This window comes from Leifsonia sp. A12D58, assembly GCF_047530025.1.
Taxonomy (GTDB): domain Bacteria; phylum Actinomycetota; class Actinomycetes; order Actinomycetales; family Microbacteriaceae; genus Cryobacterium.
Window position 1 is genome coordinate 748,836 of the sequence record NZ_JBLJAT010000001.1, and the last position, 14,789, is coordinate 763,624.

Annotated in this window: 12 protein-coding genes; 11 read left to right on the forward strand and 1 reads right to left on the reverse strand. The window is 63.7% G+C overall.

Features of this window, described 5'->3' with window-relative positions:
• Nucleotides 1–22 precede the first annotated feature (22 nt).
• The 9 genes from ACMT3I_RS03640 to ACMT3I_RS03680 all read left to right on the forward strand — a co-directional run bounded on the left by ACMT3I_RS03640 (nt 23) and on the right by ACMT3I_RS03680 (nt 12,360).
• Nucleotides 23–868: a carbohydrate ABC transporter permease gene (locus tag ACMT3I_RS03640; protein ID WP_414803071.1), complete on the forward strand. Its 846-nt coding sequence runs from the start codon at nt 23–25 to the stop codon at nt 866–868.
• 74 nt (nt 869–942) lie between these two features.
• Nucleotides 943–2,238: an ABC transporter substrate-binding protein gene (locus tag ACMT3I_RS03645; protein WP_414803072.1), complete on the forward strand. Its 1,296-nt coding sequence runs from the start codon at nt 943–945 to the stop codon at nt 2,236–2,238.
• A 149-nt stretch (nt 2,239–2,387) separates the two neighbouring features.
• Nucleotides 2,388–3,566 (forward strand): ADP-ribosylglycohydrolase family protein, encoded by a 1,179-nt coding sequence (locus tag ACMT3I_RS03650; protein ID WP_414803073.1) that lies wholly within the window; start codon nt 2,388–2,390, stop codon nt 3,564–3,566.
• Complete coding sequence (locus ACMT3I_RS03655; protein ID WP_414803074.1) at nt 3,566–4,933, forward strand: ADP-ribosylglycohydrolase family protein; 1,368 nt, start codon at nt 3,566–3,568, stop codon at nt 4,931–4,933. The genes ACMT3I_RS03650 and ACMT3I_RS03655 overlap by 1 nt, the downstream gene beginning before the upstream one ends.
• Nucleotides 4,930–6,984, forward strand: coding sequence for an SUMF1/EgtB/PvdO family nonheme iron enzyme (locus ACMT3I_RS03660; protein ID WP_414803075.1), 2,055 nt, complete (start codon nt 4,930–4,932; stop codon nt 6,982–6,984). Before ACMT3I_RS03655 ends, ACMT3I_RS03660 begins: the two co-directional genes overlap by 4 nt.
• Nucleotides 6,977–8,185 carry a CaiB/BaiF CoA transferase family protein gene (locus ACMT3I_RS03665; protein WP_414803076.1) on the forward strand — a complete coding sequence of 403 codons (1,209 nt, stop codon included), beginning with the start codon at nt 6,977–6,979 and terminating at the stop codon, nt 8,183–8,185. The genes ACMT3I_RS03660 and ACMT3I_RS03665 overlap by 8 nt, the downstream gene beginning before the upstream one ends.
• On the forward strand, nt 8,182–9,105 hold the full coding sequence (locus tag ACMT3I_RS03670; RefSeq protein ID WP_414803077.1) for an HpcH/HpaI aldolase/citrate lyase family protein: 924 nt from the start codon (nt 8,182–8,184) through the stop codon (nt 9,103–9,105). Before ACMT3I_RS03665 ends, ACMT3I_RS03670 begins: the two co-directional genes overlap by 4 nt.
• A 68-nt stretch (nt 9,106–9,173) precedes the next feature.
• Nucleotides 9,174–11,489: an alpha/beta hydrolase gene (locus ACMT3I_RS03675; protein ID WP_414803078.1), complete on the forward strand. Its 2,316-nt coding sequence runs from the start codon at nt 9,174–9,176 to the stop codon at nt 11,487–11,489.
• Nucleotides 11,490–11,673: 184 nt separating this feature from the next.
• Entirely contained in the window at nt 11,674–12,360 is a 687-nt protein-coding gene (locus ACMT3I_RS03680) for a response regulator (RefSeq protein WP_414803079.1), read from the forward strand.
• Here ACMT3I_RS03680 and ACMT3I_RS03685 read toward each other — a convergent pair.
• Nucleotides 12,354–12,827 carry a universal stress protein gene (locus ACMT3I_RS03685; RefSeq protein WP_414803080.1) on the reverse strand — a complete coding sequence of 158 codons (474 nt, stop codon included), beginning with the start codon at nt 12,825–12,827 and terminating at the stop codon, nt 12,354–12,356. The two genes, ACMT3I_RS03680 and ACMT3I_RS03685, sit on opposite strands and share 7 nt — an antisense overlap.
• 241 nt (nt 12,828–13,068) lie before the next feature.
• Here ACMT3I_RS03685 and ACMT3I_RS03690 point away from each other — a divergent pair, with 241 nt between their 5' ends.
• Together ACMT3I_RS03690 and ACMT3I_RS03695 are read left to right on the forward strand one after the other, a co-directional pair.
• Nucleotides 13,069–14,445, forward strand: coding sequence for a glutamate decarboxylase (locus ACMT3I_RS03690; protein ID WP_414803081.1), 1,377 nt, complete (start codon nt 13,069–13,071; stop codon nt 14,443–14,445).
• Nucleotides 14,446–14,474: 29 nt separating this feature from the next.
• Nucleotides 14,475–14,786, forward strand: a complete 312-nt coding sequence (locus tag ACMT3I_RS03695) for a MoaD/ThiS family protein (RefSeq protein WP_414803082.1) — start codon at nt 14,475–14,477, stop codon at nt 14,784–14,786.
• Nucleotides 14,787–14,789 lie beyond the last annotated feature (3 nt).

Genomic DNA, 14,789 nt, shown 5'->3' on the forward strand with positions numbered 1-14,789 from the left:
CGTGTCTACGAAACCAACAAGGATGCCTTCAAGTGTGGCTGGCCGTCGTATCGGCCGACCGCTGCAGTATGTCGCCCTCGTCGCGTACATAATCTTTCTGGGCTTTCCGTTGCTGTTCCTGCTTTCGACGGCATTCAAGACGCCGCAAGAACTGCAGTCCCCGAATCCGACGTTCTTGCCGAACAGCCTCAACTTCGACAATTTCCTCGCCGCCATTGAGAAGGCGAACCTGGTGCAGGCGGCCGGTAACAGCCTGATTGTTGCCGTCACGACCACGATCATCGTCACGATCATCTCGCTGCCGGCGGCCTATGCCTTGGCGCGGTTTCGCACCAAGATGCGGGGGATCGCCACTGGCTGGATCCTGCTCAGCCAGGTCTTCCCCTTCATCCTGATCATCATCCCGCTGTTCCTGGTGCTCAAGCAGATCGGCCTGGTCAACAACCTGCTCGGCCTGATCCTGGTTTACACCGTCTGGTCGTTGCCGTTCGCGCTCTGGATGCTGCAGGGATATGTGGCCGGGATCCCGGTTGAACTCGAAGAGGCCGGCGCCATGGACGGCGGCTCCCGCCTTCTCATCCTGCGCACGATCGTGTTACCCCTGTTGGCTCCCGGACTCGTCGCCACGAGCCTGTTCACGTTCATCTCGAGCTGGAACGAATTCTTCTTCGCCCTCGTGCTGATCCAAGACCCGGAGCTGCAGACCTTGCCGCTCACGCTCGCCCGATTCGTGGGGGCAGAGGGTCAGGTTCAGCTCGGCCAATTGGCGGCAGCAGCATTGTTGGCCACCATCCCCAGTCTTGTCTTCTTCGCCCTCATTCAGCGTCGGCTCACCTCTGGTCTGATGAGCGGGGCGGTCAAGGGATAGCGGCGACACCAGCTATGCAGCCACACAGAGTGAATACACACAACGCAGTGCATATACACAAAGGAGTACAGACAATGAAAAGACGGGCTGCACTAGCCGCCGGCGCCATCGTGGTCGCCGGAGTCTTGACCGGTTGCGCATTCGGAAGCGGCGGAGGAAGCTCTGCCGGAGGCTCCTCCGAAGGGCCGGTGACCATCACCTTCCAGAGCCTTGCCTATCAGGATTCAACCGTTGCCGCGACGAAGGACATCGTCGACGCATGGAACGCCGACAACCCCGACATCCAGGTCAAACTGACCCAGGGCAGCTGGGACAACGTTCACGACCAGCTGGTCACCCAGTTCCAGGGCGGTACCGCACCCGACGTCATTCATGACGAGTCGTCAGACATCCTCGGGTTCGCCAACCAGGGGTACCTCGCCGACCTGAGCCCGTACCTGAGCGACGACGTCAAGAAGAGTGTTTCTGACGACGTCTGGTCGACGGTGACCACTGACGACAAGAAGATCATTGCGGCTCCGACTCTGCTGCAGACCTATGTTGTCTTCGCCAACACGGATGCCTTCGCTGCGGCGGGCGTTGACGTGCCGAGCGGCAAGGAACTAACCTGGGACAACCTGGCCACCGCGGCCAAGGGCCTCACCGCTGATGGCAAGTACGGCGTCGGCTGGGGGCTCAAGCAGCCCACTGCCGCCGTGATGAACACCGCGCTCGGCTTCGACGGCACCTTCTTCACCGGCAGCGGCGACACCGCGAAGATCACGGTGGGGGCCGACGAACTCGAGGTTCCCAACCGCATTCACGCGATGGCCTACGACGACGGTTCGATGGACCCCGTCACGCTGACGCAGAGTGGTTCCGACGTGCTTCCCGGCTTCTTGGGCGGAAAGTACGCCATGTACATCGGTGGCAACTACCTCGCTCAGCAGATCACCGAGTCCGCGCCTGAGGGCTTCAATTGGACGGTGCTTCCTGCGCTGGCCGGCAGCGCCGGAACCGTGCAGGCCGCCAACCCGCAGACCATGTCGGTTGCCGCCGAGAGCAAGCACGTTGAGCAGTCCGCGAAGTTCATCAACTACTTCATGGGCGCCTCGAACCAGGCGAAGCTCGGCGAGGGCGACTGGTTGATCCCGTCATCGAGCGAGGCACGCGCCGAGCTGGCAAAAGCCACCGCTGGTCAGACCGGGTGGAAAGAAATGCTGGCCACCGGTGAGAACCTTGCCGGCGCCCCGTTCCAGAAGACCACGAACTACCCGCAGTGGAAGGACCAGTACGCGACCCCCGGGCTTCAGCAGTACTTCGCGAACTCCATTACCAGCGAGGAACTGGCCACTCAGCTCACCGATGGCTGGGCCTCGATCGGCGGATAGCCGAACTAGGGGGACGACGAATCGGGCGAGACGGATGTTTCGCCTGGTTCGTTCCCCCTCTACTTCGCCGCACCACCGCACGACACACCACAGCGCGACCGCACCACACTCATCACCACACGATCATCACAGCATCAAGGAGATATCTGATGGACCTGCTCGAGGACAAAGCAACCGGAGCACTCGCCGGTGCAGCCATCGGCGATGCGCTCGGAGGTGCGGCAGAAGGCAACACTCCTGAAGCAATCCAGGAACGCTACAACGGATTCATCACGGGAATCGTTCCGCCCTTCCTCTCTGATTGGAAGAATGCGCGCCCTATTTCGCCGTATCACAAGGGCGATGGGCACATCACCGATGACACTCTGATGACCAACGTTCTGGTCGAGGTCTATGACACCGTGCGTGATCACCTCGACGCGTTCGATATTGCCGAACACTTAGTTCCATTGCTGTCGAGCGAGAAGCGCTGGATTCCGGAGCTGGAAACCGAATCGCTCTTGCTCCACCGCATCTTTCTCGCCGAAAAGTGGCTGGTCACACGCTTGCAGTACGGGCATATCGATCCGCGTGAAGCCGGTGTCGGAAACATCGTGAACTGCGGCGCGACGATGTATGTCGCCCCAATCGGAATCGTCAACGCCGGTTCAGCTGACGGTGCCTATGCGGAAGCCATTGACGTGGCCGGCGCCCACCAGTCCAGCTACGGTCGCGAAGCAGCCGGGGTTTATGCCGCCGCCGTCGCCGAGGCCATGCGCGTCGGTTCGTCGGTCGACCACGTGATTGCCGTGGCGTTGCGCCTGGCCAAAGACGGCACCCGCGACGCGATCGAAGCCGTTGTCGAGGCTGCATCCTCTGTGACCGATTGGCGCAGTGGCCTGGCTTCGTTGCGCGCGGCAGTGTCGCCATTCGACACCGTCGGCCCCAACTACCGAGCTCCCGCCCGAGACGCCCGGATTCCGAGCCGCACCAAGTCGATCGAAGAACTCCCGATCGCGCTCGGCATGCTCGTTGCCGCCCGAGGCGACTACTCCGAAGCCGTCCTCGGCTCGATCAACTACGGGCGCGACTCCGATTCCATCGCGGTGATGGCCGGCTCGATCGCCGGTGCGCTCGGCGGCACGGCAAGTCTTCCGAGCGAGTGGATCACGGGTGTCAACGAAGGAAGCCGGATGGACATCTGTGCCACCGGCCCGACGATGGCCGCCGTCGCCCGCGACGTGTGGGCCGCCGACCAGCGACGTTTCGACAGCCGCGCCGCCTCGATGGCCGCGCTCGCGGCACCCGTCGTAGCTGCAGATGCGCCGGCTTTGGCGGGCAGCAAGTAGTGCTGCGCCTGAGTTGGACCCAACCCGAAGACTTGCTGCCGCACGCACTCGTTGCTGCCGACCTCGACGGCGTTGACGTCGCCGACATCCGTCAACGCTGGATCGATGCCGGTGGTAGCGATGTTGCCGCGGTCAACGGTGCAACCTCGGTTCCCGCCGCCGAACCACTGCGCCTCCTCGCCCGCGAACTTCTGCGTGCGGTCGACGAGCGCTCGGTTCCACGCGAACTGAGCGTTCGCGAACCCGATCAGCTGGCCGAGCTTCTCGCATTGGCCGCGGAATCCCCGATCTTTTCGGCGGTGACCGCCGATGAACTGTCCGACCGGGTGCTCGGCGCCTGGCTGGGCCGTGCCTCCGGTTGTCTGCTCGGAAAGCCCGTCGAGAAGATCTCGCGGGAGGGCATCCGTGCCATCGCCGAGTCGACCGGGAACTGGCCGGTTTCCTCGTATTTCACCGAGATCGGTCTCGACCCAGTCGTCGCTGCGGCATTCCCCTGGAATCGTCGGAGCCGCCCGACCAGCCTGGTCGAGAACATCAACGGCATGCCAGAAGATGACGACCTCAACTTTCCGCTGATCGCCCTCGATCTTCTCGAGCGCATCGGCACCGGGTTCAGCACCGACGATGTCGCGCAATCCTGGCTCGCCAATCTTCCCGGCGGCCGCGTGTTCACGGCCGAACGGATCGTCTACCGCAACCTGCTCGACGGCTACGAGCCGGTCGACGCCGGACTGGTTCAGAACCCCTTCCGGGACTGGATCGGCGCGCAGATTCGCACGGATATCTACGGCTGGGTCTCGCCGGGCGACGCCCGCCGTGCAGCAACACTGGCCTGGACTGACGCGCGACTCAGCCACGGACGAAGCGGGCTCTACGGGGCGTTGTTCGCTGCCGCCGCCTGTTCGGCCGCGCTCGTGGCCGACACCGTCGGAGAGGTGATCGAAGCTGGATTGAGCGTCGTTCCACTCGAGAGCCGCTACGCCGCAGCAATCCGTTTCGGTGTCGCTGTTGCCGAGTCGTCCCTCGACACCGAGGCAGCGCTTGACGCGATCTACGCCGAGTACGGTCAGCTGCACTGGGTGCATGTGCTGAACAACTCAGCGCTTCTCGCCTTCGCGCTCACTCGCAGCAATGGCGATTTTGCGACGGCCATCACTCTCGCCGTGACGGGAGGTTGGGACACCGACTCGACCGGTGCCACCGTCGGCTCGATCTGTGGGGCGCTGGCCGGGGCATCCGCTCTGCCACCGACCTGGATCGATCCGTTGCACAACACGCTTGCCTCGAGCATTCCGGGGTTCAACGAATCACGCTTCGACGACCTGGCCCAGCGCACGCTCGCTCTGGCGACGGGGGCGAACCGATGAGCACGCTGCAGCAGCAGATCGACCCCGACGAGACGAACACCAACGAGATCAACCCGTTGGTGCCACGATCGATCGACCTGCCCACGTACCTGCCGGCCGATGGCCTTCTCGATTCTGCCGTCGGCGATATTGCCAAGATTTTCGCCGCACCCGACGACCCGGCGGACTGGCCGGCCTGGCGCGCATCGCTGCAGACCTGGCGTGAATCGGCGCGGGATCGGCTCGACTACAGCGGGGCGATCTACGAGTTGGAGCACTCCCGATGGACCAGGGCTTGCTACAGCGTGGCGTTGACCTGGCTCTTTGACGAGCGTCTCTTCGACCATGCCAGCCAGCGCTTCACCGTCGACGCATTTCTGGAATCGACGCGCGATCACGGCGGATTCGACGGAATCGTGCTCTGGCATGCCTACCCGATCATCGGCATCGACGACCGCAACCAGTTCGATTTCTACCGTGACGTACCCGGTCTGACCGAGGTGATCGCGACGTTGCAGCAGCGCGGTCTCAAAGTCTTCATCGACTACAACCCGTGGGACACCGGCACCCGCCGCGCCGCGCACGACGACCCAGCCGAGCTGGCGCTCATCGTGGGCGAACTCGGCGTCGACGGCGTCTTTCTCGACACGATGAAAGAGGGAGACGCCAGCCTGATCGCCGCACTCCTGAATGCCACCCCACCCCAGGTGCTCGAGGGAGAATCTCGGGTGCCCAACCAGCGCATCGAAGACCACCAGCTGAGCTGGGCCCAGTGGTTCGCCGACAGCGACGCCCCCGGCGTCATGCGTGCGCACTGGTACGAGCGACGGCACATGATGCATTCCACCCGTCGGTGGAATCATGACCACAGCGCCGAACTGCAGTCCGCCTGGATGAACGGCACGGGCATGCTGGTCTGGGACGCCGTCTTCGGCGTCTGGGTCGGCTGGAATGAACGCGACAAGGGAACACTGCGACGGATGCTCCGGGTGCAGCGGGCGCTGAACGATGTCTTGGTCGAGGGCGACTGGACCCCACTCACCGACGCCCGGTCCGAAGCGCTGGCCGCGGGCGTCTATGCGTCGCGGTACGAGCTCGGCGACCTCACCCTGTGGACGGTGATCAACCGCGGAGCGACCGACTATGTCGGGCCGGTGCTGGAAGACCACGCCCTGTACGGCCTCCTCGTCGACGTGACAATGGGCTTTCCTCTGATTGATGGGACCGCCACGGTTCCCGCCAGAGGCGTCACAGGAATCCTCGCGGTGCGGGGCCCCTCGCCTGGCTGGCTGGCCGACCTTCTCGGTGCCGCTTCGGCCGACAACGCCGGTTCTGGCGCGAGTTCGGATGCGATGTTCCCGGCCCGGGTGGCACACCGGGTCGAGGTCATTCCGACGACGAGCGCAAGCGTTCCGTCCAATGCGATCGTCGTTGCCGCCGGCGCCCGAGTGCTGCCCATCGCCCATCGTCGGCGTGAATCGGGCATGTACCAGGGTGCTCCGTATCAGGAGGAGTGGAAGCCGCTCCCGCCGCGCCTGCACGATGCGCGCCACGACACGATCGAGGTCACTCTCGGTGAGGTCGCGGTGGCGCGCCACGAAGTGACAGCCGCCCAGTTCGCTGCATTTCTGGCGGACAGCGGCTACACGCCGGCCTGCTCGAACCGATTCTTCACGGCGGATGCCTCGGCGGCTGTCGCAGGTTTCGGAGTGCAGGACGACGCACCCGCCACCCTGGTCAACCTGGCCGATGCCCGCGCCTATGCTGCCTGGGCCGGTGCGCGTCTGCCCACCGAGTTCGAGTGGCAGGTGGCCGCGGCAGATCCCGCATTCCAGCGGGCGACTCCGGTGGTCTGGAACCTGACCGAGAGCGAACACAGCGACGGCGTGACCCGTTTCGTGATGCTCAAGGGCGGCAGCGACCACCAGTCGCTCGGCTCCGATTGGTACGTCGACGGCGGGCCGAAAACCGCCGATTTCAGCCTCAAATTACTGGTGGCCGGGCTCGGCGTCGAACGCTCATCGAACATTGGTTTTCGACTGGCCTGGGACCTGGAAGCGACACATGACTGAACCGACCTCGCCGGGTGGCCCGCTGGCCGGCATCCGGGTACTCGATATTTCGACGCTTTTTGCGGGGCCGCTAGCCGCGACGTTCCTCGGCGATTTCGGGGCGGATGTGATCAAGGTTGAGCACCCGACCAAGCCCGATGCGGCCCGCGGTCACGGCCCGGCCAAGAACGGCGTGAACCTGTGGTGGAAGACGCTCGGACGCAACAAGCGCACCGTCACACTCAACCTCAGTGCACCAGACGGCGCGGCGCTGCTGCTCAAGCTGGTGGCGGAGGCCGATGTGCTCGTCGAGAACTTTCGGCCGGGCACTCTGGAACGCTGGGGCCTGGGACCGTCTCAATTGCACGCGGTCAACCCTCGTTTGGTGATCGCGCGGGTCACCGCTTTCGGTCAGTTCGGCCCGTATTCGGCCCGCCCCGGATTCGGAAGTTTGGCCGAGGCGATGAGCGGTTTTGCGGCGCTGACCGGTGAGCCGGATGGCCCCCCGACTCTTCCGCCATTCGGGCTGGCCGACGGCATCGCGGCGTTGGCGACAAGCTTCGCTATCATGGTCGCGCTACGCGGCGTGGAGCAGGGTGGCGGCAGCGGTCAAGTGGTCGATATGGCCATCATCGAACCCATTCTGATGCTGCTCGGCGGGCAAATCACGACCTTCGACCAGCTCGGGACCGTGCAAAAACGCACCGGAAACCGCTCGGTCAACAACGCTCCACGCAACGTCTACCTGACTGCTGATGGCGACTGGGTCGCCGTGTCGACAAGCTCCCAGTCGATCGCCGAACGCGTGATGCAGATGGTGGGGCGCCCCGACCTCGTGGCCGAACCCTGGTTCGCCTCGGGACACGAACGCGCGCAGCATGCCGATGTTCTCGATCACGCTGTCTCCACCTGGATTGTGAGTCGCCCGACGGATGAAGTGCTGGCGGCGTTTGAGCAGGCCCAGGCTGCCGCCGCACCGGTCTACGACGTGCGCGGAATCCTGACCGATCCGCAGTACGCGGCGCTGGGCACGGTTCAGTGTGTCGACGATGACGAGTTGGGGCCGCTGAAAATGCAGAACGTGCTATTCCGACTCTCTGACACGCCGGGAGGCATCCGTTGGGCCGGACGCCGGCATGGCCAGGACACCGACGCTGTTCTTGACGAGATCGGGGTGAGCCAGGCACAACTCACGGCACTCCGCGAACGGGGGATCGTATGACCGAGCAGCACGATCGGGGCACTCCGGCTTTTGATCCGAGCGCGGCAGCGCTCGTCACTGGGCTCTACGTGCCCGGGGATCGGCCCGACCGGTTTGAGAAGGCCGTTGCGACGGGCGCCGATCTCGTGATTCTCGATCTGGAAGATGCCGTCGCCCCCGATCAGAAGGCAGCTGCCCGGGATGCTGTGGTGCGGTGGATGACGTCGCGCAACACGTCGGAGACCGACGCGGTGATCCAGGTGCGGATCAACGCCGATCAGGGGGCAGGCGTCGATGCCGGTCGCGGGGCTGTACCGTGCGCTGATTTCCAGGCGGACTTGACCGCGCTTGCGCCGCTGCACGCGAGCTTTGAACTGCGTGTCCCCAAAGTGGAAACCACCGCGGATCTCGACGCTGTCGTCAGGCTGGCTCCCGGCCGCCCGATCACGGCCCTGATCGAAACAGCGCGTGGCGTAGAAAACGCTGTGCTTATTGCGCAGCATGAGGCGGTCACTCGGCTGGCGCTCGGGGAATCCGATCTGGCGAGCGACCTCGGAACGGCGGCGCGGGAGGCAATCGACTACGCGCGGGTGCGCATTTTGTTTGCGGCTCGTGCGGCGGGATTGCCGGCACCGATGCTCTCCGCGTTCACTGACATCCGCAATCTTGCCGCTCTGCGTGCCGATACCGAGCGAGGCCGTGCGCTCGGCTGGGTCGGTCGAACCGCGGTGCACCCGACCCAACTTGCCGTGATCGCCGAGGCATTTCGGCCCGATAGTGAGGCAGTGGCCTGGGCGAGCGCCGTCGTGAATTCGATACAGGACGGCGGGGTCTCGACCCTGACCAGTGGCGAAATGGTCGACCCGGCCATGCTTGGCCGAGCCCACTCGATTCTCGGGCTCGCTGCCCGGCTTGCAGCACAGTCACCGACTCTGAAATAGCCTCCTCGAGATATCGAGGCAACCCCCCGAGAAAGGGAACCACAATGATGTGGGAAAAATCCATTGGAGTGACGATCTCTCTGGGGCTGTTTGCAACCTCAGTTCTCATCGGTGCGGTGCCGGCTCACGCCGCTGCCGGCAGCCAGCTGGTCGCCGGCAGTGTGCCGAGCAGCGCGGTTGGCGGTGCGGTCGACTTCACCGTCTATCTGCCGGCCGGCTACGACGCGGATGCTGCGACCGAGTACCCCTCGCTCTATCTGTTGCACGGCCGGGGCGACTCTCAGGCGGCGTGGCAGCAGGAGGCCGGTGCGCTCGATGAGCTCATCGCATCCGGCGCCATCCCGCCGATGATCGTGGTGATGCCCGATGCCCCGTGGAGCAACGGCGGCAGCTATTACGTCGACTCCGAATACACCGGAACCCGCTCGGGCACGAGTCCGGGCATGAAGGTGGAGACGGCATTGACCACCGATCTCGTCGACCACATTGATACGAACTATCGCACCCTCGCTGACAGGACGGCACGAGCCGTCGGCGGCTACTCTATGGGCGGAGCGGGGGCGCTGCGCTACGCGACAGTGCATCAGGATCTCTTCTCGGCCGGAATCGTGCTGAGCCCCGCCGTCTATGCTCCGTCGACACCGATCGATTCGTCGACGCGCGAGTTCGGCGCCTACGGCGTCGGTGATGCACTCTACGACGAAGCCCGGTATCAGTCGCTTAATTACCCGGCCTCGTTCGCGGCGCTCGACCCGGCTCTTCCCGTGCATCTGTTCATCGGCGTCGGCGACGACGAGTATGCGAACCCGAAGCCGGAAGACGCAATTCACGACCTCGACTACGAGGCCGCAACCCTGTACAACCAGGCCAAGCGGGTGCCCGGCGTGAGCGCGGAGTTGCGCATCTACAACGGTGGCCACGACTGGGGAGTGTGGGACACAGGCTTTCGTGAGGGCCTCGTCGACCTGGCCGGATATCTGCAGAGCGAGCCTCCTGCTCCGTTCACCGGGGCACAGTTCGGTTCGGTCGGTGACGATCGGGCCGGGGGCGTGCTGGGGTTGACCGATGGCAGTGTCATTCACGCGGTGAACGCCGCAGACGCGCTACTCGGACAGAACGCCCAGGGCGGCTTCGACATTGTGGTGCAAAAGCTCGATGCGGATGGAAATCAGGTCTGGGCGACACCGATCGCCACTGTTTTGAACGAGCGAGCCTATGGAGTTGTGGACGGCGGAAGGGGCACGGTCGTAGCCGCAGGATTCATGCGGCAGAGCCACCCCGGTGGCGCGAATGATGACGCGTTGGCCGTCAAGCTCGACGCGAACGGAGCAGAACTCTGGCGCACGACGTTGGGGTCTGAATCGGCCGCCGACCGGGTTTACGGCGTCGCCTCTGATCTGCAGGGTGGAGCATTCCTCACCGGATACACCTCGGGCACCCTCCCGGGCGGCACGAGCGCGGGCGACAAGGATGCGATCGTCGCGCACGTGGATGCGGCGGGCACTGTGCTTTTTGCCACTCAGTTCGGCAGCACCGGTGAAGACAAGGGATTCGCGATTGCCGCGAGTTCCGACGGTGGAGTCTACGTGGGAGGCGTGGGCGGCGGCGCGATGCCGGGAGCAACAGCGGCAGGCGGATCCGATGGTTGGGTCGCGAAGTTCACTGCCGATGGAACACGCGAATGGCTCACCAGAGTCGGCACAGCAGAGAGCGATCAGGTCTCCGCGCTTGTCGCCACGGCATCCGGCGTGGCGGCTACCGGGTTCACCGGAGGCACGCTCGGCGCTGCCTCGGCCGGGGACAAGGATGTGTTCATCGTGGCGTTGGGAACCGACGGTTCGACCCAGTGGGTGTCCCAGGAGGGTTCGTCCGGCGACGACCGCGGGGCGGCACTGGGCACGGATGCGGCGGGCCGTCTTCTGGTTGTCGGCCACACCAACGGGCGCATCAGCGCCGGGGCCGGAGGTGTTGACGTCTTCACCTTGACCGTCGACCCGGCGGGAGTGGTCATCGAACGTTCGCAATTTGGTTCAGTCGAACGTGATGGTGCCGATGAATACGACGAGGCAAACCTGTACGTCTCCGGCGGAAGTAGAACAACCTGGATTCAGGGTCTGACCGCCGGACATGTTGCCGGGGCCGCCAACGTCGGTGCTGGGGATGTGTTTCTGACCGACGTCGATTTTGCCTCGGTTAGCGTCGGGGTACCGGTGGGCGCTCCGGACGTCATACCATCGGCCATGGGACCGACAGCTGCAGGTGGGGCAGTCGATTCTCGGCTGTCTTTGACCGGACTTGACGCTGTGCGGCTTGCCGCTCTCGCAGCGATGCTCGTCATGGCTGGCGCAGGCTTGATCTTTATGCGTCGCTTTCGCCGAGGGTAACTGGCGTCGCTGGCGAGGGCAGGGTCCGCTTGTCAGTCGAAGAGTGCTGCTGACCCAATCTTGCGTGACTGTCCCCAATCGCATGTGGTCATTGACAGCAGCGCTCGCCGCTGCACTTAATGGGGCAGTCGCGCGACCTCAATCGGTCGGTTCTCTTGCACCGAAAAGAAACGACGAGTAATTGATGCCTGCCACAACGATCCGAGTGTTCCTGGTCGATGACCACGAGATCGTGCGGCGCGGAATTGCAGCACACCTCGAGGCAGAGCCGGATATCGAGGTGGTGGGTGAAGCATCAACGGCGAGAGAAGCGCTGGTGAGAGTAGCGGCAACTCGACCCGATGTGGTGGTCCTCGATCTACTGCTTCCGGACGGGAGCGGACTTGATGTCTGCCGATCGATCAGACAGACGTTACCGGGGGCCACCTGCTTGATCCTGACTGCGCACGACGACGAGGATGCGCTGCGCGGTGCCGTGCTCGCCGGAGCCTCTGGATATCTCACGACTGAAGTTCGCGCTGCCACGCTGATCAACGCGGTGCGCGCGACCGCCGCCGGACACCAGCTCTTCGACACCGCCGTGGTCAGCACTGCCGTCACCCCCATGACGCATTCTCGGCACACATCCGCTCTTGAATCCCTTGGGCTGCGCGAGCAACAGATTCTGGCCCTCATTGCCGAGGGGCTGACCAACCGTCAGATTGCGACACAGCTCGGGCTTGCCGAGAAAACCGTGAAGAACTACGTGAGTTCGCTGCTGTCGAAGCTGAGATTGGCGCATCGCACCCAAGCAGCAATCCTGCATGTCACAGCGAGACAGTCTCTCGATGCGAGCGCGGGACTATCGTCCACGGCACCGACTGGTCAATGACCGTCGTCAGTGTGCTCGCCGGGGCTCCGTACAACAAGCACCGGACAGGTCGCATGTTCGACAACCTGCGAGCTGACCGAGCCGAGCAACAGGCCGGTGAAACCGCCGAGACCACGACTGCCGACGATGAGAAGATCGGCAGACGAGCCGAGGGCGATCAGCACGTCGGCGGGGGATCCTTGACGAACCGTCGCGGTGTACCAGCTCGGCCAGTCAGCCCCAAAAACCGTGTCACTGATGTGTTTCAGAGCCAGTTTGGCGTCTTCGTCCGGGCTCCAGGTGGCGGGTAGTGGCGTGTAGGAGACGGGGAAACGCCAGACGCTGACGGCTTCAACCGTCGACCCGAACTTCTGAGCGAGGCCGATGGCGTGCTGCAACGCCAGGACGGACCCGTCCGACTCGTCGATCCCGACGATGATGCGCATATACCCGTCGGTGACCTCGCTCGGCAGTGTGAACTCACTCATGATGAATAAACAATGCAGTTGGTCATGATTGTCGCTCCTGTGTCGGATTTGTGTGGGCTTCGGGCGTTTCATGATCGTACAAACCGCGGCGGGTATGGCTCAGGGCCGAAAGTCCCGTCAGTACACAGTGAAGCCCGGTGTGACTAGTCTCGCTAGCGAGGGCAGGACCCATCAGCTGAGCCGTGCCGGAGAATCGCGCCGATGCCCACGCACCGTCGCATGATCGGAAGGACACCGAGTCATGACTACTACCAGCGGAACAGGCGACGAGACGCCGTCATATTCGAGGCCAGGGGAGTCGTCGGCTACCCCGCGGCACCGCATCGAACAAGGCGAAATGCTGCCGGAGACCGCCTATCAGATCGTGCACGACGAGACCATGCTCGATGGCAACGCCCGGCTTAATCTGGCGACGTTCGTGACGACGTGGATGGACGAGTCCGCAGACAAGATCTACGCCGAGTCCTACGACAAGAACATGATCGATAAGGACGAATACCCGCAGACGGCGAAGATTGAAGACGACTGCTGGCACATGGTTGCGAACCTGTGGAACGTGCCGGATGCCGAGAAGACGATCGGGACATCCACCATCGGCTCGTCCGAAGCGTGCATGCTGGGCGGCCTCGCATTCAAGCGCCGTTGGCAGCACGCGCGGAAGGCAGCAGGTAAATCGACAGACAATCCGAACCTGGTGATGAGTTCAGCTGTGCAGGTGTGCTGGGAGAAGTTCTGCAACTACTTCGAGGTCGAGGCTCGCTATGTGCCCGTGAGCGCCGAGCACAAGATGCTCGACGGCTTTGAGCTCGACAAATATGTCGACGAGAACACCATCGGCGTCGTCGCGATCATGGGCGTGACCTATACCGGCACATACGAGCCGGTCGACAAGATCGCCACAGCCCTCGACGCGATCCAGGCGAAGACCGGATTCGACGTGCCCATTCACGTGGATGGCGCATCCGGCGCGATGATCGCGCCCTTCGTGCAACCGGAGCTGGTCTGGGACTTCCGCCTCGACCGCGTTCACTCGATCAGCACGTCTGGGCACAAATACGGCCTGGTCTACCCTGGCCTCGGCTGGGTGGTCTGGCGCGATAAGGCATCGCTGCCCGACGACCTGATCTTCAACGTCAGCTATCTGGGCGGCAGCATGCCCACCCTCGCCCTCAATTTCTCTCGCCCCGGTGCACAAGTGCTGCTGCAGTACTACCTCTTCCTCAGGCTCGGAATGTCTGGTTACGCGTCTGTGCAGAAGGAAACGCGCGATGTCGCGCTGTATCTCTCGGCAGGGGTGGCGAAGATCGGTGCATTCGACCTCTGGAGCGACGGCTCAGATATCCCGGTCTTCGCCTGGCAGCTGAAGCCGGGGCACACCGCCAACTGGAATCTCTACCATTTGTCAGACAGGCTGCGGATGCTGGGCTGGCAGGTTCCGGCGTATCCACTGCCCGACAATCTCGCCGACCAGACAGTGCAGCGAATCGTTGTTCGCAATGGACTCAGTATGGACATCGCCGCCCAGCTTCTCGCCGATATCGAGAAAGAGACTGCATTTCTCGATGCGCTCGAATCTCCGATGCCCATCGAAGGGGCGCCTCCCGGATTCCACCACTGACAAGCCCGATTCCCGTCTATGGTGAAGACGTGAGTGTGGAGGCGGAGCCGGTGGCAGAGTCAACGACGGTGCGGGTATCAACGACAGTGCGGGAATCAACGACGGTGCGGGTGCGCTACTTCGCGGCTGCGGCCGAGGCTGCTGGCTGCGAGGAAGAAACACTGAAACTCGACGATGCAACCCTCGGAGCTTTGCGCGCCGAGCTTGAGTCTCGCTACGGCGCGCCGATGCAGCGCGTGATGAGATCGGGCTCATTCCTCGTCGATACCGTCGTCAGCCGTGATCCGGCACGAGCGATTTCGGCGACAGTCGATGTGCTGCCCCCGTTCGCCGGCGGCTAGGCA

What these genes read in the sequence shown, in the direction of transcription:
- ACMT3I_RS03640 (WP_414803071.1), top strand. Translation starts at nt 23, where the DNA reads ATGCCTTCAAGTGTGGCTGGCCGTCGTATCGGCCGACCGCTGCAGTAT.
- ACMT3I_RS03645 (WP_414803072.1), top strand. Translation starts at nt 943, where the DNA reads ATGAAAAGACGGGCTGCACTAGCCGCCGGCGCCATCGTGGTCGCCGGA.
- ACMT3I_RS03650 (WP_414803073.1), top strand. Translation starts at nt 2,388, where the DNA reads ATGGACCTGCTCGAGGACAAAGCAACCGGAGCACTCGCCGGTGCAGCC.
- ACMT3I_RS03660 (WP_414803075.1), top strand. Translation starts at nt 4,930, where the DNA reads ATGAGCACGCTGCAGCAGCAGATCGACCCCGACGAGACGAACACCAAC.
- ACMT3I_RS03665 (WP_414803076.1), top strand. Translation starts at nt 6,977, where the DNA reads ATGACTGAACCGACCTCGCCGGGTGGCCCGCTGGCCGGCATCCGGGTA.
- ACMT3I_RS03670 (WP_414803077.1), top strand. Translation starts at nt 8,182, where the DNA reads ATGACCGAGCAGCACGATCGGGGCACTCCGGCTTTTGATCCGAGCGCG.
- ACMT3I_RS03680 (WP_414803079.1), top strand. Translation starts at nt 11,674, where the DNA reads ATGCCTGCCACAACGATCCGAGTGTTCCTGGTCGATGACCACGAGATC.
- ACMT3I_RS03685 (WP_414803080.1), bottom strand. Translation starts at nt 12,827, where the DNA reads ATGAGTGAGTTCACACTGCCGAGCGAGGTCACCGACGGGTATATGCGC.
- ACMT3I_RS03690 (WP_414803081.1), top strand. Translation starts at nt 13,069, where the DNA reads ATGACTACTACCAGCGGAACAGGCGACGAGACGCCGTCATATTCGAGG.